The sequence below is a fragment of the Collimonas silvisoli genome, assembly GCF_018305005.1.
GTDB lineage: Bacteria > Pseudomonadota > Gammaproteobacteria > Burkholderiales > Burkholderiaceae_D > Collimonas > Collimonas silvisoli.
On sequence record NZ_JAGQEG010000108.1, the window covers coordinates 1 to 18356 of the forward strand.

At 56.6% G+C, this 18356-nt stretch carries 15 protein-coding genes and 1 pseudogene; 6 read left to right on the forward strand and 10 right to left on the reverse strand.

Annotated elements, in window-relative coordinates:
- Both KHU33_RS22225 and KHU33_RS22230 read right to left on the reverse strand, forming a co-directional pair.
- Nucleotides 1-472: outer-membrane lipoprotein carrier protein LolA (locus KHU33_RS22225; RefSeq protein WP_211467015.1), on the reverse strand; the 472-nt coding region annotated here is incomplete at its 3' end.
- Between the two features lie 77 nt (nt 473-549).
- Nucleotides 550-2892, reverse strand: a complete 2343-nt coding sequence (locus KHU33_RS22230; RefSeq protein WP_211466987.1) for a DNA translocase FtsK — start codon at nt 2890-2892, stop codon at nt 550-552.
- Nucleotides 2893-3211: 319 nt separating this feature from the next.
- Between KHU33_RS22230 and trxB the strand changes: the two genes are divergently transcribed.
- A complete protein-coding gene (gene trxB / locus KHU33_RS22235) occupies nt 3212-4168 on the forward strand; it encodes a thioredoxin-disulfide reductase (protein WP_211466989.1) in 957 nt (318 codons plus the stop codon).
- 87 nt (nt 4169-4255) lie between these two features.
- The gene (locus KHU33_RS22240; protein ID WP_211466991.1) at nt 4256-4906 is read left to right on the forward strand and encodes a Smr/MutS family protein; all 651 of its coding nucleotides are present in this window, start codon (nt 4256-4258) and stop codon (nt 4904-4906) included.
- A gap of 16 nt (nt 4907-4922) precedes the next feature.
- On the opposite strand, the gene KHU33_RS22245 is transcribed toward KHU33_RS22240, so the two are convergent.
- Nucleotides 4923-6068 (reverse strand): PA0069 family radical SAM protein, encoded by a 1146-nt coding sequence (locus KHU33_RS22245; RefSeq protein ID WP_211466993.1) that lies wholly within the window; start codon nt 6066-6068, stop codon nt 4923-4925.
- Nucleotides 6069-6684: 616 nt separating this feature from the next.
- On the opposite strand from KHU33_RS22245, the gene KHU33_RS22250 reads away from it, so the two are divergent.
- The 4 genes from KHU33_RS22250 to KHU33_RS22265 all read left to right on the forward strand — a co-directional run bounded on the left by KHU33_RS22250 (nt 6685) and on the right by KHU33_RS22265 (nt 12392).
- Nucleotides 6685-9420 (forward strand): type VI secretion system Vgr family protein, encoded by a 2736-nt coding sequence (locus KHU33_RS22250; protein WP_211466995.1) that lies wholly within the window; start codon nt 6685-6687, stop codon nt 9418-9420.
- A 7-nt stretch (nt 9421-9427) separates the two neighbouring features.
- Nucleotides 9428-10468 (forward strand): hypothetical protein, encoded by a 1041-nt coding sequence (locus KHU33_RS22255; protein WP_211466997.1) that lies wholly within the window; start codon nt 9428-9430, stop codon nt 10466-10468.
- 19 nt (nt 10469-10487) lie between these two features.
- Nucleotides 10488-11318, forward strand: a complete 831-nt coding sequence (locus KHU33_RS22260; RefSeq protein ID WP_211466999.1) for a hypothetical protein — start codon at nt 10488-10490, stop codon at nt 11316-11318.
- Between the two features lie 102 nt (nt 11319-11420).
- Nucleotides 11421-12392, forward strand: coding sequence for a hypothetical protein (locus tag KHU33_RS22265; RefSeq protein ID WP_211467001.1), 972 nt, complete (start codon nt 11421-11423; stop codon nt 12390-12392).
- Here KHU33_RS22265 and KHU33_RS22270 read toward each other — a convergent pair.
- The 7 genes and pseudogenes from KHU33_RS22270 to KHU33_RS22300 all read right to left on the reverse strand — a co-directional run.
- Nucleotides 12389-12619, reverse strand: a pseudogene (locus KHU33_RS22270) (LysR substrate-binding domain-containing protein); the annotation flags it as partial. The gene KHU33_RS22265 and the pseudogene KHU33_RS22270 overlap by 4 nt on opposite strands.
- Nucleotides 12620-12629: 10 nt before the next feature.
- Complete coding sequence (locus tag KHU33_RS22275) at nt 12630-13454, reverse strand: phosphodiesterase (protein ID WP_211467003.1); 825 nt, start codon at nt 13452-13454, stop codon at nt 12630-12632.
- Complete coding sequence (locus tag KHU33_RS22280; protein ID WP_211467005.1) at nt 13451-14512, reverse strand: ABC transporter ATP-binding protein; 1062 nt, start codon at nt 14510-14512, stop codon at nt 13451-13453. Before KHU33_RS22280 ends, KHU33_RS22275 begins: the two co-directional genes overlap by 4 nt.
- Nucleotides 14502-15299, reverse strand: a complete 798-nt coding sequence (locus KHU33_RS22285) for an ABC transporter permease (RefSeq protein WP_211467007.1) — start codon at nt 15297-15299, stop codon at nt 14502-14504. The genes KHU33_RS22280 and KHU33_RS22285 overlap by 11 nt, the downstream gene beginning before the upstream one ends.
- A gap of 17 nt (nt 15300-15316) precedes the next feature.
- Entirely contained in the window at nt 15317-16129 is an 813-nt protein-coding gene (locus KHU33_RS22290; RefSeq protein WP_211467009.1) for an ABC transporter permease, read from the reverse strand.
- Nucleotide 16130: 1 nt separating this feature from the next.
- Nucleotides 16131-17120 (reverse strand): ABC transporter substrate-binding protein, encoded by a 990-nt coding sequence (locus tag KHU33_RS22295; RefSeq protein WP_230414482.1) that lies wholly within the window; start codon nt 17118-17120, stop codon nt 16131-16133.
- A gap of 671 nt (nt 17121-17791) precedes the next feature.
- Nucleotides 17792-18356 (reverse strand): response regulator transcription factor (locus KHU33_RS22300; protein ID WP_211467013.1); only part of this gene is annotated, 565 nt, incomplete at its 5' end.

Sequence of the window (18356 nt, forward strand, 5' to 3'; positions counted from 1 at the left end):
TGTCCTTGGCTTTTGGCGTCGCTTCCAGCCACTCCATGCCATCCTTGGCCTGGCCTTCTTTCAGGATGAAGTTTTTTTCCAGGTCGTTGCTGCCGAACAGAATCGCCGCCGGCGACGAACCGAGCGCATTGCCAAGGCTCTTGGTGGTGACCTGGTTCAAATCCTTGTCATAGATGTACAGCTTGTCGCCGTCGGCTTGCAAGATCTGCTCGTACGGTTTCTGATAAGTCCAGATGAATTTACCGGGCCGGGCAAAAATAAAAATGCCGCTGGATGTACTGGAAATCTTCGGCGTCTTGCTGGCGGCGTCGATTTTAACCAGTTGCTGATAGAACTCGCCCTTGGCCGATTGCGTGCTGCTGACAAATGACTTGAACTGTTCCAGCGCGCCGGCATGCGCCAGCGACGGCAACAACGCCATGCTCAGCGACAGACCGACAATCAAGCGCCCCGATTTGAATTTTGCAAACATATTGCTCCTGTTGCCGCCGATCGCGCCGACGATAATTTTCTTGTGCATGCTTTTACTCCGTATTACTGCTGTTACCACTATTGCTCGTTGTTGCCATTGCCCGCCGGCACCAGGATTTCCCGGTTGCCGTTGGATTGCATGGTTGAGACCAGTCCGCTGGTTTCCATCTGCTCCAGTAAACGCGCCGCGCGGTTATAGCCGATGCGCAGGTGACGCTGCACCAGCGAAATCGAAGCGCGCCGGTTCTTCAGCACCACCGCCACCGCCTGGTCGTACAGTTCGTCGCCTTCGGTGCCGCCGGTAGCTGCGCCGCCGATCGCGCCATCGGCGCCATCTTCCAGCACGCCGCCTTCGAGTATGCCTTCGATGTAATTCGGTTCGCCTTGTTCCTTCAGGTAATCCACTACCCGATGCACTTCCTCATCAGAAACAAACGCGCCATGCACCCGGATCGGCAAGCCGGTGCCCGGCGGCATGTACAGCATGTCGCCCATGCCGAGCAGCGCTTCCGCTCCCATCTGGTCGAGAATGGTGCGCGAATCGATCTTGCTGCTGACCTGGAACGCAATCCGGGTCGGCACATTGGCCTTGATCAGGCCGGTGATTACGTCTACAGATGGGCGCTGCGTCGCCAGAATCAAGTGAATGCCGGCAGCACGCGCCTTTTGCGCGATACGCGCGATCAGTTCTTCCACCTTCTTCCCGACCACCATCATCAGATCGGCCAGCTCGTCGATGATGATGACGATGGTCGGCAGCTTTTCCAACGGCTCCGGCGCGTCCGGCGTCAGGCTGAACGGATTCGGGATTTTTTCTTCGCGCTTGTCGGCTTCAGCGATCTTCTGGTTGTAGCCGGTCAGGTTGCGCACGCCCATCTTCGACATCAGCTTGTAGCGGCGCTCCATCTCGTTGACCGCCCAGTTCAGCGCATGGCCGGCCTGACGCATGTCGGTCACTACCGGCGCCAGCAGATGGGGAATGCCCTCGTAGATCGACAGTTCCAGCATCTTCGGATCGATCAGGATCAGGCGCACCTGGTTCGGATCGGATTTGTAGAGCAAGGACAGGATGGTGGCGTTGATCCCCACCGATTTACCGGAACCGGTAGTACCGGCCACCAGCAAGTGCGGCATCTTGGCCAGATCGGCGACTACCGGGTGGCCGGCGATATCCTTGCCGAGCGCGATGGTGAGGCTGGAGACGCCGTCGTTATACACCTTGGAGCCGAGAATTTCAGTCAGGCGCACGATCTGACGCTTAGGATTCGGCAACTCCAGGCCCATATACATTTTGCCGGGAATCACTTCGACCACGCGGATCGAGGTCAGCGACAGCGAACGCGCCAAGTCCCGCGCCAGGCCGACAATCTGGCTGCCCTTGACGCCGGTCGCCGGTTCGATCTCATAGCGGGTAATCACCGGCCCCGGGTAAGCTGCAACCACTTTGACCTGCACGCCGAAATCGGAGAGTTTTTTCTCGATCAGGCGGCTGGTGAATTCCAGCGTCTCGACGCTCACGGTTTGCTGCTGCGGCGGCGCTTCATCCAGCAGCGACAAAGGCGGCAGATTGGTGTCCGGCAAATCCGTGAACAAGGTGCTTTGCCGTTCTTTCTCTACCCGTTCCGATTTCGGCACTGCCACCACCTGCGGCTCGATCCGGATCGGCGACGCCACCACGATCTTGGCGCGCTCCTGCACCACCACTTCTTCACGCTTGACGGCGGCGACCTGCCCCACTTTGCGGTCTTCGCGGGCGACATAGAAATTCTTCAGCCACAGCGCAGCGTTTTCGATGCCGGCGCCGATACGCTCCGCCACCGTCAGCCACGACACATGGAAAAACAAGCTGATGCCCAGCGCAAACAGCAACAGCAGAAATAGCGTAGAGCCGGTAAAGCCAAGCGCGCTTTGCGCGCCGCTGCCGATCAACTGGCCGAGGACACCGCCTGGCGCGCGCGGCAACTGCATGTGCAGCGACGACATGCGGGTGTATTCGATGCCCATGCTGCCGATCAGGATCAAGACAAAACCGGCGCCGCGGATCAAACCCTCCTGGTGATGCTCCGGCTCGGCCGCCTGCTCCACCAGGAAACGCTGCGAAATGCGCCGGTAGCCATGCCACAAGGTACGCAACAGCAGCGCACACCACCACCATGCAGAAGCGCCGAACACGAACAGCATCAGATCGGACAGCCAGGCGCCGATGCGGCCGCCCCAATTGTGCAGATGCGGCACCACATTGGCGTGCGACCAGCCCGGATCGGCTTTCGAGTAACTGGCGAAAATGATGATCAGATAGGCGGTGATGACCGCATAGATGATCCAGCGCGCTTCATACAAAAGCCGGACCAGACGGCTCGGCAGCGGCTGCGCCTCTTGCGGTTTAGTGTTGCGGGTATAGGCTTGGCTTGTTCTAGTCATAAATCCGGTTAATGTCACTTCGTTATTACTTTACTGGGTGGCCAGAATACATTCACATGTTGAAATTATGCACCCAATACCTATATGTATAACCAGTGTTTGATGTTTCCATTTGAAACATGAGCAAAAAACCAGGCGCGGCGATCGCGGATTTTTGATGCGCTGCACACCAGCAATCTCTTGCTCGACTATAATCTTACCGAGTTTTTGAGCGCAATTTGATGATCTTGACAATATTTATCCGCCACAAGCGCCCATAAATCCGCATTCATCCGTATTCCACAAGCAGTTGCTTGATATCTGTTACCTAAGGCAAACCATGACCACTACCAAACCTGCCAAGCACGCCCATGTCTTGATTCTCGGCTCCGGCCCCGCCGGTTATGCCGCCGCTGTCTACGCCGCCCGCGCCAACCTGAAGCCGGTGCTGATCACCGGCGTCGAACAAGGCGGCCAGCTGATGACCACGACCGACGTCGAGAACTGGCCCGGCGATCCGCACGGTGTGCAAGGCCCGGAACTGATGCAACGCCTGCTCAAACACGCAGAAGAATTCAATACAGAAATCATTTTCGACCATATCCACACCTCCAAGTTATCGGAAAAACCATTTCGCCTGATCGGCGATTCCGGCGAATACACTTGCGACGCCCTGATCATCGCCACCGGCGCCTCGGCGCAATACCTCGGCCTGCCGTCGGAAGAAGCGTTCATGGGCAAAGGCGTCTCCGCCTGCGCCACTTGCGACGGGTTCTTCTATCGCGGCCAGGAAGTGGCCGTGGTCGGCGGCGGCAATACCGCGGTCGAAGAAGCGCTGTATTTGTCCAACATCGCCACCAAGGTCACCCTGATCCATCGCCGCGACAAGTTCCGCGCCGAGCCGATCCTGGTGGACCGCCTCAACGCCAAGGTGGCTGAGGGCAAGATCGTCATCAAATACAACCACACGCTGGATCAAGTCACCGGCGACGACAGCGGCGTCACCGGCATCAACATCAAATCGACCGCCGACGGCAGCATCACGCCGATCAAGCTGCACGGCGTCTTCATCGCCATCGGCCACAAACCGAATACCGGCATTTTCGATGGCCAGCTGGAAATGCATAACGGTTACATCAAGACCAACACCGGCCTCGAAGGCATGGCCACCGCCACCAGCGTGCCAGGCGTATTCGCCGCCGGCGATGTCCAGGATCACATCTATCGCCAGGCCATCACCAGCGCCGGCACCGGCTGCATGGCTGCACTGGATGCGCAACGCTTCCTGGAAGACTAAAGCGTTACACTGTTAACTTAACCGGGACGGAAGCCTTGTGTTTCCAACCCGTTAACAGACCCTGCAACACTCCCAGAAGCACACATCATGGCTGGCCCGATCAAAGACTTCAACGCCCTAAAGTCACTGCGCAAGGAACTCAAAGCGCAGGACGAAGCACGCCAGGCCGCCGCTACCGAGCGCCAGCGCCGCGAGCAGGAAGCAGAGCGCGACGCCGATATCTTCCGCAGCAGCATCGGCAACGTCAAGCCGCTCAGCGTGCCGCCCAAATTCACTCCCAACGCACCACGGCCGCTGCCGATCGCACGCCAGCATCTGGCGGATGAACAAGCTGCGCTGCAAGAATCGCTGTCGGACGACTTCACCATCGAAACCCTGTTGGATAGCGACGAGGCGCTCAGTTTTGCGCGCAACGGCATCGGCCCCGACGTCATGCGCAAACTGCGGCGCGGCCACTGGACCATCCAGCAGCAGCTCGACCTGCATGGCTTGCGGCGCGAAGAAGCACGCGAAGCCCTGGCCGAATTCCTGCGCCTGGCCGCCAAGCGCGGCTGGCGCTGCGTCCGTATCATTCACGGCAAAGGACTGGGCTCGGTCAACAAGGAGCCGGTGCTGAAATCCAAAGTCCGCAACTGGCTGGTACAGAAGGAAGAAGTGCTGGCCTTCTGCCAGGCCACCGCTGCCGAAGGCGGCTCCGGCGCCTTGCTGGTGCTGTTGAAAGGTCAGAGCAGCTCCTGATGCTTAGCCGTCCCCGCTAAAACAAACCCAACTGGCCTGACAGCCGATCTTTTTCCGGCTGCACATACGGCCGCCGGAAGCGGTTCGCATCCAGAGTCGCGAACGAGCCGCGCTGCCCCATGCCAAACCTGATCAAAGCTTTTTCAAAGCGTTGCCGCAACAGATCCGCCCACACGCCCTCGCCACGCATGCGGGTGGCAAAATCGGCGTCGTAATCGGCGCCGCCGCGCATCTCGCGGATACGGTTCATCACACGCTTGGCGCGCTCGGGAAAATGGGCGTTGAGCCAACTTTGAAACAGCGGATTCACTTCCCACGGCAAGCGCAATACGATGTAACTGGCGCGTACCGCACCAGCCTCGGCCGCCGCTTCTATCACATGTTCCAGATCGGGTTCGGTGATAAACGGAATCATCGGCGCGATGCTGACGCTGACCGGGATGCCTGCCTGCGCCAAGGTGCGGATGGTGCGCAAACGGCGCGCCGGCGCTGCCGCGCGCGGCTCCAGCGTACGGGCGATGGCGGCGTCAAGCGTTGTGATAGTGACCGCCACCACCGCCTGCCGTTTGGCCGCCATGCTGGCCAACAGATCGATATCGCGCTCGATCAGCGACGATTTGGTAATCAGGGCCAGCGGATGTTCGCAATCGTGCAGCACTTGCAAGATACGCCGGGTCAGCTTCAATTCGCGCTCGCAAGGCTGATAGGCATCGGTGTTGATGCCCAGCGCAATCGGCTCTGGAAGATAGGAAGGCTTGGCCAACTCCCGCAGCAATACTTCAGGCGCATTGACCTTGGCAAAAATCCGGCTCTCGAAATCCAGCCCGGGCGACAAGCCCAGGTAGCTATGCGATGGCCGGGCGAAGCAATAGATGCAGCCATGCTCGCAACCGCGATAGGGATTCAAGGACACGTTGAACGGCAGATCCGGCGAGGCATTGCGGCTCAGGACGGTTTTTGCCTGCTCTTCGGTCACAATAGTGCGCACTGCTGCGGGCTCAAGCAGCCCTTCCTCTGCAGTCCAGCCGTCGTCAAAATCCTCGCGTTGCGCAACTTCATAACGGCCTTGCATATTATTGGTCGCACCTCGGCCTTTGCGCGCTACGGCGGGCGCCTGGAAATGCATCGGCTGAGACGAAGGCTTTCTTGGGTAATCTGACATCGCGGCACCAAATACTGTACATACATACAGTATGTTAGCGCAAACCGGATTTTTTGCAACAATAAGCTAAAGCAAGCAATCACAAGATTAAATCTTCAATCTCAAGATGCACAGATCATCCCTCTTCTGACGCAAAATCCGCATTTTTTTGCACCATTGCAGAACACTAAAAACTCACCTATCGCACCAAAAAAATCAAAAAAATATCGCTAGAAATTGCTGGAACGGCAAAAAAATGTCGGTTTATGAGTCCTGAGTATTTATTGAAGCCATTTTATAAATCAGTGGCATACGGTGTTTGCCGTGTGCTGCGTGCCGCTCTCAATATCATTCAAGGGTGTCCAATGCTGCTTATTTGATGCTACGTCACAGGCATGGATGCGGGAAATAGCCGCTGTTTCTTTTTCTCTTGCTGGCGTTGTTCGGAAGCGTCTGACTACGATATTCCATGAAACCATGGCGCTCATGCACTTGGAATGATTTTTTTGCATACTAATTATTTATCCAGCATGTCAAAAATTTAACAAAATTCATGGTGACAGTAGATTCGATGGGCTAATATTGATGTATTGTTAACAAATATTGTTAACCGTCATCGCTAGGAGTCGCTATCGCCATGCTTACATCCCCACGAACGCTCATCGCAAAAAGTGCTGCCATCCCGGACGTAATGGGGCAGCCTGGGTTGATCCCGGTGAGCATCAAAGGCGCCGAATCTCTCAATAGCTTGTACAGCTATAAAGTCATCCTCAAAACACCGGATGCGTTAGTCAATTTCGGATCAGCAGCCAACTATGATTTGGACGCATTCTTAGGCAAGGAACTGACGGTAGAAATCCAGCTGGAAGGCTCAGGGAGTTTTGTCGCAGGCATGCCGGGCGGCAGCGGGTTAGCCAACGTCGGTGCCGGTGTCCGTGAAATCTCCGGTCTCATCAGCACTGCGACCATATTGCGCCAGGTCGGACGGTATGTGTTTTACGAAATCACGCTGGAGCCGTGGTTGAAATGGGCTGACGGCAACGCCGATTGCCGGATTTTCCAGGACAAATCCGTTGTCGAGATTCTGGACGAGGTGCTGTCCAAGTACACTTTTCCGGTCGATAAGCGTCTTTTCGATACGTACCCCAAGCGAGATTACGTCACCCAGTTTTCGGAATCGGATTTCACTTTCTTCAGTAGACTGTGTGAAGTCGCGGGGATCAACTATTTCTTCGAGCACAAAGACGGCAAGCATCGCCTGGTGCTCACTGACGGCAACGCCGCGCATCAACCGTTTCACAGCGACGCCTATCACGTCCTGAACTACTACGGCGAAAAACCAAGGATCGACCAGGAATTCATCCATACGTTTTCACCCACGCACCGCGTGACTCCGGGCCGCTACACCTCGCGCGACTACGACTACACCCGGCCGAGAAGCACGCTCGAAGTCAGCCACAGCGACCATCGCGTCTCCGACCATAACGCCGAGGTCTACGAATATCACACGGACGCCCATTACGTACAGCCGAAAGCAGGCCCCCAGCAGGCGACCAACGATCCTTTGGAAGAGGGCAAGAAGAACGCCCGCATCCGCATGGAACGCCTGCGCAACAACGCCCAACGCGCCAGCGGCGCCGGCCATGTGCGTGCCTTGGTGCCGGGTTGCACCTTCACGCTGGGCCGGCATCCGGCCAGCAAAGCCAACATCGAATATCTGATCGTCGCCACGCGCTTCGAGATGGAAGACGTCGCGCAGGAAACCCAGCGCCCGGACGGCGACCCGCAACAATTTCGCGTCAATGTCGATTTTGAAGTCGTGCCGCTGCGCGGCGAACAATACCGGCCCGAACGTGTTACGCCAAGACCGGCCATGCACATCCTCACCGCCATCGTGGTGGGGCCGGAAGATCAAAATATCTGGACGGACGCACTAGGCCGGATCAAGGTGCAATTCCAATGGGATCGTCTGGGGCAAGCCGATCAGAACAGCAGTTGCTGGGTAAGGGTGTCCAGCCCTTGGGCGGGCAATCAACTGGGGGCGAGTCATATCCCCAGGATGAAACAGGAAGTCTTGATCGATTTCATCAGCGGCAATCCCGATTTGCCGATCTGCACCGGGCGCGTACACAATGCGCTCAACATGCCGCCTTGGTCGTTGCCGGGCCAGAGCGCCTTGTCCGGTTTCCGCAGTCGCGAACTGACGCCGAATGGCGGCAATAGCGCGGCTGGCCGCAGCAATCACCTGGTCATGGATGACACTGAAGAGAAGATTCAAGTCCAGCTCAAGAGCGATCATCAGCACAGCCAGCTCAGTCTCGGCAATATCACCCGCATCGAAGACAACGCCGGCCGTAAAGATCCTAGAGGCCAAGGTTACGAATTGCGCACCGATGGCCACGGCGCGATCCGCGCTAAGGAGGGTTTGTTAATTACCACCGAAGGCCGCAGCAGCGCCCAAGCCCATATTACCGATATGGGCGAGACGGTACAGCGTCTGACGCAGGCCCGTGAGCAGCATGAAAATCTGGCAGATCTTGCGCAACAGCATCAGGCTCAAGAGAATAACGGTGACCAAAGCGACGTCGCCAAGATCATCAAAACCCAGAACGATGCCATCAAGGGCAGCGGCGGCGATGCGAAAGAGGGGAGTTTCCCGGAACTGGCCGAACCGCATTTAATCCTCGCCAGCCCTGCCGGCATCGAAACCACCACGCCGCAATCGACCCATATCGCCAGTGGCGAACATATTGCACTGACCAGCGGGCAGCATGTGAGCTTATCGGTTGGACAGCGATTGCTGGCAAGTGTCAAAAACGGGATTCGCCTGTTCACCCATCGCGGCGGCGTCAAAGCCACTGCTGCACAAGGTGATATCGAGATTCAAGCGTTGAAAGACAGTATCAACCTGTTAGCGAAATTGAATATCACTCACACCGCCAATCGCATCACCATTACCGCGCAGGAAGAAGTGATGATCAACGGCGGCGGTAGTTATGCGAAATGGAATGCCAGCGGCGTTGAGAATGGCACTACCGGCAGTTGGGCGGTGCATTCCGCCAGCAAAAATTTGACTGGGCCGAAAAGCATAGACCAAGCTTATCCAGTGATGAACATCGCAGAAGCAAAGTATGCAGAGAAATTTTCAATCTTTGAGCCAGCCAGTGGTTGGTCACTTCCGAATCAAAAATACCGCATCATTTTTGATGGTGGGCGCACGGTTGAAGGTGTCTCCGATGCGCAGGGGAAAACCAATATTGCCGCTTCGGAAGTGGTGCAAAACACCCGCATCGAACTCCTGCGCGGGGCAAGCAATCATGTGTGGTCGTCATTTCTCTGGACAGTCATAAAACCACAAAATCCTAACGCATAGGAAGAATATGAAACAACCAATATCCGTAATAAGCAGTGAAAAAAAGGGCGTGAAAATTGGTGGAGTCGTACACACCGAGCCAACACTGGAAGACATTCGTACTCATGCTGTCATCACATGCGACGCCAACAATTGGGGAATGCGTGAATCTCACATGCTGCCGAGAAATGGCAAAGACCAATGGGAATACCCTGTGGCGAAAGCCTATGTGCAAGGCATAAAGCCCGCGCTAGAAAAATTGCCCTGGTCGCAAATGGCTTGGCCGTTTAACGAAGAACAGCAAAAGCAAATTGCATTTGTATTAGAACTCCACTTGCGACAGGCTTGGGCTGCAACTGAATTTGGATTGCCACAAGCGGCTTTTGCTGAGATTATTTTTGCAAAAGATGTTGAGAGTTCAAAGCAAGGTCAGCACGGCTCTTTTAATGCGCAAGATTGGAAAATCAAGCTGGAAAAACTGGATTTTGAAATTTTATTGGATAGAAATAAAACAGCGGATGCACGAGCACAAGCGATCCGGGAATTGGCATCGACACTGTTCCATGAAGGTCGTCATACTCAACAATTCTTTTGGATCTACACGTCTGTCTTTGCGTACCCGGAAGATTATGCCGATTATGCACTCATACACACGTTGTTTACAGAACGGGTGCAAGAAGACGCTTTGGCGGCCATGAAAACCAAGAAGATACCTGACGAACCGTTCGCAAAAATTTCGATCAAGCGTTTGACCTTGTCTGCCTACTACCGCAATTTATGTTTCTATCTCGATGGAAATTATCGAACCGATTTAATTGGAAATGAAAATGATCCCAACTCCGAAGTTTACAAAGTACGGTCTGAACTGGAGCGTTTCTATCAAAATGTCCCCATCAAAAAAATTGGGCATGATAGAGACGGTGGATACCGCATACGTCCTACCGAAGAAGATAGCTTCGCATTGGAAAAAATTGTTGAGCACTATTGGTATGGCCGTGACAGTGGTATTCCCAATCCATCTCAGTGCACAAACCTCTACCAAGGCGTCGTCCGAGCCAGCAACCCATAAAATATTGACGGTGGAAGACATGAAACAACACGATGAACAGTTTCGCCGAGAGTATCAAGCGTTTCGCTATACCGATGACATGCGGTCAAAAATACTGGAATTGCTCCAACTGGTCGAAGACGTAATGGCTGGGATTCAACCTGTTGGGGAGCTAGAAAAGAAAGTATGGATTAGTACCAGGGGCGATAGCATCAATTATTATCGGGGAAATTTTTTAAGTAAATGGGGAGTGTTCACTCTGCGCTATCGGTCCGATGCCCCCCGTCCCAACGACATACAACCGAAAAAATTCTATTTCCAATTTTCTCCCTCAGTGGATGGCATTAGTCTTGGACAACTTGAGTCCACATTGCAATTAAATCGGAATCTCAAGAAAAGCCCGAGGATACAGGAACCGAACTTCAATATGGAAACGGGAAATATAACTGGTTCGCATAGCAGCTATCTTAAATTTTTACGCTGCGGGGACTTCTTACTGAATATTCGGATTAATTACGATGCGAGAAATATGGATGAAATTGCCCACCCAACTAAATTAGATACTATCGACATAGACCGAATTGATCTCTCTGATGAAGATCGCAAACTCCGAGACAAAATGTTTTTTGGAGATTTACCCAGAACGGGTGACATGTGCCACCTGACCGGCTATTACCTTCCGATTTTTCCTAATCAAGAAAAATTTGCGTGGGCAACGGAACGGCCCTTGTCGCGGCAAGTGTACAACTATGCCGCTGGCCTTCCGTTCCAAGATTTCTCTTGGTATAACGCAAAAACCGGCAACTACGAGAACGAACCGGTATTCTGGAAACTCATGCCAACTGAATTGGTACGTGGGCCACTTAGCTGACGCGATCGGCTTTGTTGCATAAATCAGTCGGCGCGACACTCAGTGCCAGCGATTATTTATGCAACAAAGCCGATGGTAATTATCGAGCCGATTTGAGCGGAAATGAAAATGATCCCTACTCAGAAGTTTACAAAGTACGGTCTGAACTGGAGCGCTTCTATCAAAATGTCCCCATCAAGAAAATTGGGCACGACAAAGATGGGGGATACCGCATACGTCCTACGGAAGAAGATAGCTTCGCATTGGAAAAAATTGTTGAGCACTATTGGTATGGCCGTGACAGTGGCGTTCCCAATCCATCTGCATGCACAAACCTCTACCAAGGTGTCGTCCGAGCCAGCAACCCATAAAATATTGACGGTGGAAGACATGAAACAACACGAAGAGCAGTTTCAGCGAGAGTATCAGGCGTTTCGCTATAGCGATGACATGCGGTCAAAAATACTGGAATTGCTCCAGCTGGTCGAAGACGTGATGGCGGGAAATCAAGCGGTTGCAGCGTTAGAAAAAAAATTGACTATTAACGTCAAAGGAGAAAACAGAATTTACTATGACGGCGACTTTTTAAGCAAGTGGGGAGAATTCACTCTACGCTATAACTCTAATCCCGCCTTCCCCAACGGAATAGAACCTCGCAGCTTCTATTTTCAATTTGGGCCATACCTGGATGGCATTAGCCTTGAACAGATCGAGTCCACGCTAGGATTAGACCGCAAGCCAGAAAGCGAAGCAAGGATCAACGTGCCTAACTTCAATATGGAAACGGGAAAAATAACGGAGTCTGTCAGCCTATACCTCAAATATTTGCGTTGCGGTGATTTTTCTCTCGGCGTTACGATGGGGTACGATGCAAACGACAGTTATGAAGTTTCGCACCCAACAAAATTAAAGACAATAGAAATATACCGAGTCCGTCTATACGATGAAACCCGCAAAATCCGCGACCAAATGTTTTTTGGAGATTTGCCCAGAACGGGCGACATGTGCCACTTGACCGGCTATTACCTTCCAATTTTTCCTAATCAAGAAAAATTTGCGTGGGCAACGGAACGTCCGTTGTCGCGGCGAGTGTAGAGTGGCCGGATTTCTAAACTGGGATGCGCCACCGGCATGTAAGTCACGCCCAGTTCCACCTGCTGCGTCAGCAGGCTTTGCAGCATCACGCTGGGGATCAGGGTATGCAGCACGATCCTGACTTCCGGATAACGCTTGCAGAAAATCGCCACCGCGCGCGGCATCAGAGACTGTCCCAGATTCGGGCTGCTGGCGATGCGCAGTTGGCCGATGCGGTTTTCGGCCAGCGGTGAGCGCTTAGTCGATTAGCGCACCGTTGTCATGGAAAGGATACGGGCCTTCAAAACTACCGCTAGGCGCCAGATGCGTCACCACACGTCCGCGCCAGTCCCAAGCGTGGATGCGGAAGCCAGGCGGTTCCAGCGTCCAGGCCGACTGAGCGTCGGGCGCCAGATCAAGGCAGACCTGGTGCGCCGGCGCCGGCGCGGTGGAGGCAATGCTGCCGCCGAAACGGACATCGATGGCGCGGTGCAGGTGGCCGCAAATCACACGCTCGACATTGCCGTATTGTGCGATCAACGCTTCCAGCGCTTGCGCCCCTTCCAGCAAACCGATCTCATCCATGTGGCCAATCAGCGTCGCGAACGGCGGGTGATGCATCGCCACCACCACCGGCTCGTCGCGGCTCTGGTCGAGTTGCGTCTTCAGCCACGCCAGGCGGCTCTGGCACAAGGAGCCGTGGCTATGGCCGGGCACGCAGGTGTCGAGCGTGAGCAGCCGCAAGCCGCCGACGCGCACCGAATACTGGACGAAGCCGTCGCTGCCCAGATAGCTATGGCTGGGGAAGCTGCGGCGCAGTTGATCGCGGTCGTCGTGATTGCCGGGCAGCAGATAGACCGGCATCGGCAGCGGCGCTAGCAGCTGTTCGAGGTGGCTGTATTCGGCGGCGCGGCCAAAGTCGGTCAGGTCGCCGGTGATCACTACCGCATCGGGCTGCTGCTTCAGCTGCAGGATGGATTGCACGGCGCGCTGCAGGTACGGCGCCGTGTTGATCCGGCCGTAGGCTAGGCGGCCCGGCTCGCGGATGTGCAAGTCGCTCAGTTGAACCAGAAAACTCGTCATGCGCTCAGCTCCTGGGAAGTCATCAGGCGCTCGGGATTGATGCGGATGCCGACGCTCTCGCCCGGACCACAAGCCACGTCGCGGCCAACGTCGGCGGTGAGCAGCGCTTGTTCCTGCGTATGCAGCACCAGCTGGATGCGGTCGCCGAGAAAGGTGCGGCGCATCACTTTGGCCTGGCCCCAGCCATCCTGGTGGACGCCGATCTGGATGTCTTCGGGCCGGATGAAGAAGGCTTCATGCGTCTGCCACGCCTGCGGACAGGCAACGCTGGCACCGCCCAGATGCAGCACGCCTTGGGCGATGGCCGATGGCAAGCGTTCCAGCCGATTCACCCGGCCGAGGAATTCGGCGACGAACGGATGTTGCGGCGCGCGGTACAGATCTTCGCCGCGCCCGACCTGCACGATACAACCGCTGCGCATTACCGCCAGCCGGTCGGCGATGGCCATGGCTTCTTGCTGATCGTGCGTGACGTGGATAGCCGTGATGCCCAGCCGCCGCAGCAGTTCGGCCAATTCATCACGCAACGATTCCTTCAGCTTGGCGTCCAGCGCTGCCAGCGGCTCGTCGAGCAGCAGCACACGCGGCCGCACCGCCACCGCCCGCGCCAGAGCCACGCGCTGGCGCTGACCGCCAGACAGCTCGCCGGGGCGCTTTTTCTCCAGCCCGCCGAGCCGTGTCAGATCGACCAGTTCACCGACGATGCGCTGTTCTTCCGCCTTTGCTACCCCCCGTATGCGCAGGCCATAACCGATATTGGCCGCCACCGTCATTTGCGGAAACAGGGCGTAGCTCTGGAATACCATGCCGACACCGCGCTGCTCCACCGGCCGCCGCGTGACGTCTTGGCCGCCGAAGCTGATGCGGCTGCCCTCATCGGGCGACTCCAGGCCTGCAATCAGGCGCAGCAAGGTAGTCTTGCCGCAGCCGGAGGGGCCGAGCAGCGCCAGCACTTCGCCGGGTTCGACCTGCAGCGTGGTCGGCTGCAAACCGCGGGTGCCGTCGGCGTAGGTTTTCGAGCAGTTGTCGATATCGACCGCAATGCGTTCAAGTTCCATGATGATTTTGTACCAGTTTGGCAAGAGATTGCAGTCCCCACAGGACCGGCAGGATGACGATGAAAAAGACCAGCGTGTAGGCCGAACCCACCTCCAGCCGCATCGATGCATAGCTATCTGCAAGGCCGACAGGCAAAGTGCGGGTCAGCGGCGTCTGCAGCATCCAGGTCAGATTGAACTCGCCGACCGACAAGGTGAACACCATCAGGCTGCCGGCCACGATGGCCGGAAATACTGCGGGCACCAGCACGCCCAGAAAGCGCTGGCCGAAACTCGCGCCCAGCGTGCGGGCGGCTTCTTCCAGTGCATGCAGGTCGTCGCGCTGAAATGCCGCCGCTACGATACGGACCATGTAAGGCAAGGTGAATACGATGTGTCCCACCAGGATGAAGGCAAAGCTCTGGCGGAATGCGCTGAACTGCCCATAGGCCAAGATCAGCGCCAAACCGGTGGCGAGCCCGGGCACCGCCACCGGCAGCGTCAGCAGTTCCTCAAAGGCACGCGCACCACGGCTGCGGCTGCGCGCCAGCGCATAGGCACAGGGCACGCCCAGCAGCAAGGTGCCGCCCACGCAAGCCACGGCCAGCGCCAGCGACCAGCCGACGGTATTGCCGTAGACCTCCCAGACTTCCAGCAGCCAGCGCAGCGTCAGCCCGCTCTTGAGGCCGACGCTGTAGTTGTTGACCAGCCCCGCCATGATCGAGAGCAGCATCGGCGCCAGCATGAAGGCGCTGACAAGCAGCGTGATGAGCAACAAGATGGGGGCAGAAGATGTAGTTGTGCGCATTGCGTTCCTCCTTGCCGTTACCGTTGCGCGACGCCGGTGCTGCTGCCGAAGCGGCGAGCGACGAACAGCACGGCCCAGGTGACGATGCCGAGGGTGATCGACAAGGACGCCGCCAGTGCAAAGTTGGCATAGTTGGTGAACTCGTTATAGATCGTGATCGGAATCACTTCGAACTTGCTGGCCAGCGTGAATGCAGTGCCGAAGGCCCCCATCGAAGTGGCGAACAGGATCGCGCCGCAGGCCAGCGTGGTCGGCGCCAGCTCCGGCAGCCAGACATCGCGCACTATCTGCAAGCGCGAGGCTCCCAGCGAGCGGGCGGCTTCTTCCAGCTGCAGATTCATCGCTTCGGCCGCTGCGGCGTAGGTGGCGATGGCGCGCGGCAGCGAGAAGTAGAGATAGGCAAGAAACAGTCCGAGCAAGCCATAGGCGAAGGTGATGCGTTCCATGCCAAAGGCGGCTCCCAGGTCAGCCACCAGTCCTTGCCGGCCGCCGAGCAAGATCACGAAAAAGCCGATGATCACGCCGGGAAAGGACAGCGGCAAAGTCAGCAGCGACAGCAACAACTGCTTGCCCCAGAACGCCCGGCGCGCCAGATAGATGCCGATGGCGCTGCCGAGAACCAGGGTGAATAAGGTCACCGCGACCGATAGCGCGAGCGTGTTGGCCATGCTCAGCAGATAGCGGCCGTTGCTGAGCACCACCAGGTACGTGCCCCAGCCCTGCTCTGCCGGCAACGCCACCAGGCGCAGCACCGGCAACAGCCAGAATGCCAGAAAGAACATCGCTGCCGGCGCCAGGCAAGCCGGCAGAAGCCAGCGCTGATGGATCATTTCAACGCACCTCTTTCAGATAGCGGTCGGAGAAACCGCGTTGGGCTTGCGCCATGCGGCCGTAATCGATGCTGTGGGCGCGCTGGTACTCGGCAGCCGGCAAGAACTGCGCTTCGATATCTTTCGGCATCGCGCCGGCGCGCACCGGCCGCAGATAGGCCTTGGCCCAGATCGCCTGCCCTTCGTCCGACAGCACGAAGTCCAGCACCTTCTTGCTGTCGGCGCCGTGCGGTGCCTTGGCGACCAGGCTCATCACATAGGGCACCACTACCGTGCCTTCGCTCGGAATCACGAAGGCGACGTTGGCCTTGTCCTTGTATCTGGCGCGATAGGCGTTGAAGTCGTAATCGAGCAGGATCGCGATTTCTCCCGACAGCATGCGCGCATACGAAGTCTGTTTGGGCACGATGGGTTCGTTCTTTTGCAATGCCTTGAAGTATTCGATGGCGGGCCCGAAGTTGTCGAATGAGCCGCCACGCGCCTGGTTGACCGCAACCGCGCCGACATAACCGACGAAAGCCGAGGCCGGATCCAGATAGCCGATCAGCCCCTTGTATTCAGGTTTCAGCAGATCGGCCCACGACTTCGGCACCGGCTTGCCGTGCAGCGCATCGACGTTGACCATGAAGCCGAGCGTGCCCGAATGAATCGCGAACCATTGGCCGGCCGGGTCCTTGAGGCCATCGGGAATCTCTTTCCACGCGGCCGGCTTGTAAGCCTCGGTCACGCCCTCTTTCTGTGCCTGGATGGCGAAGGTGACGCCGAGGTAAGCCATGTCGGCAACCGGGCTGGCCTTCTCGGCCACCAGCTGCGCCAGGGCCTGGCCGGAATTCTTGTTGTCGGGCGGCACCGTCACGCCGGTCTTGGCCTTGATGGCGCGCAGTTGCGTGCCCCAGTCGGCCCATTCGGTCGGACAGTTGTAGCAAATCGCATTCTGGGCGACAGCTTGCAATGGAACGGTCGAAGCCGCGAGGACGATAGCTGCCGCCATCGCACGAAAAGCATGTGCTGAACGCATGCCGATTCCTTTCTAGGATAATTGCGGGAGATGAATTCGGTATCACTAAGTCGGTATCACTGAGTCGATCACTGGAGCGCAGGCGCGAATGATATTCGCCGGGACGTGTGCAGCCGGTACGGGGTCGTCATCGTGTGAACGGCTCCGTGATTTCCTTTAGAACTCATTTCATCAATATCCGTGAGATGCGTTCTTGCCAGAAGAGGTGCTGGCAAGGCGTGCGACGCGTCCAATAGCGAGCTATTGGCAAGGAGCGCAACGCGGCCAGCGCCTCTTCTGGCAAGAACCCTTCGGGAACGGGCTATTTGGGTGTATTGCTGCGTTGCGCCGCTTGCCAAGGGAACCACCCTTGGCTGCCCGACGCGCCTTGCACTACCTCCCACACGCCGCGTTCGCACTCACGGATATTAATGAAATGAGTTCTGACAATATAGCGTCGTTTTGTTACAGCGGAATGACCTTGTGCAGGCAGATCGATTGGTAGCCGGCATTTGCCGGGAAGGCAATAAGGAGCGGCCGGATCAAATGGCGCGTGACGCCAGGAAGCCGGCGCAGACAGAAACGCAGCGGCGTGCGTCTGGATTGCCCATGAATTCATGGTCAAAGCACAACGGTCAAAACGATCAATAGCCGCTTGGCGCAACTTACTGATTGCCGAGATTACCGCCCTCACCGCCTATGCCATCATCTGCGTCACCATCTATACCACCCGCGATATCTTCTATCGAATTGAACTGTTCCAGGCGATAACCGTAGCGATACACCGGACGCAGCCGATAACCGTTTTCCGGCCGCAGCTGCAACTTGCTCCGCACGCGCGAAACGTGGGTATCCATGGTGCGCGAGGGAATGACGGCGTCGCGCGACCATACCGCCTCCAGGATATGCGCCCGTGAAAGCGGATGGTCGATATTACGAAAGAACAATAGCGCCAGCTCGAATTCCTTTTGCGTGATCTCGATTGATTTGCCGCGCAAGGTGAGGCAGCCGGAGCGTGTGTCAAATACATAATCGTTAAATACCAGATGCGTGCTCGGGCTTTGCGCCGGATACGCGCGCCGCAGTATGGCGCGCACCCGCGCCGTCAATTCGCTATGCCGGATCGGCTTGATCATATAGTCGTCGGCGCCTGCAGCCAAAGCTTCAACGACACCTTCTTCATCGGCGCGATTCGTAACGAACAGGACCGGCAGGGTTCTGGACAGTTTG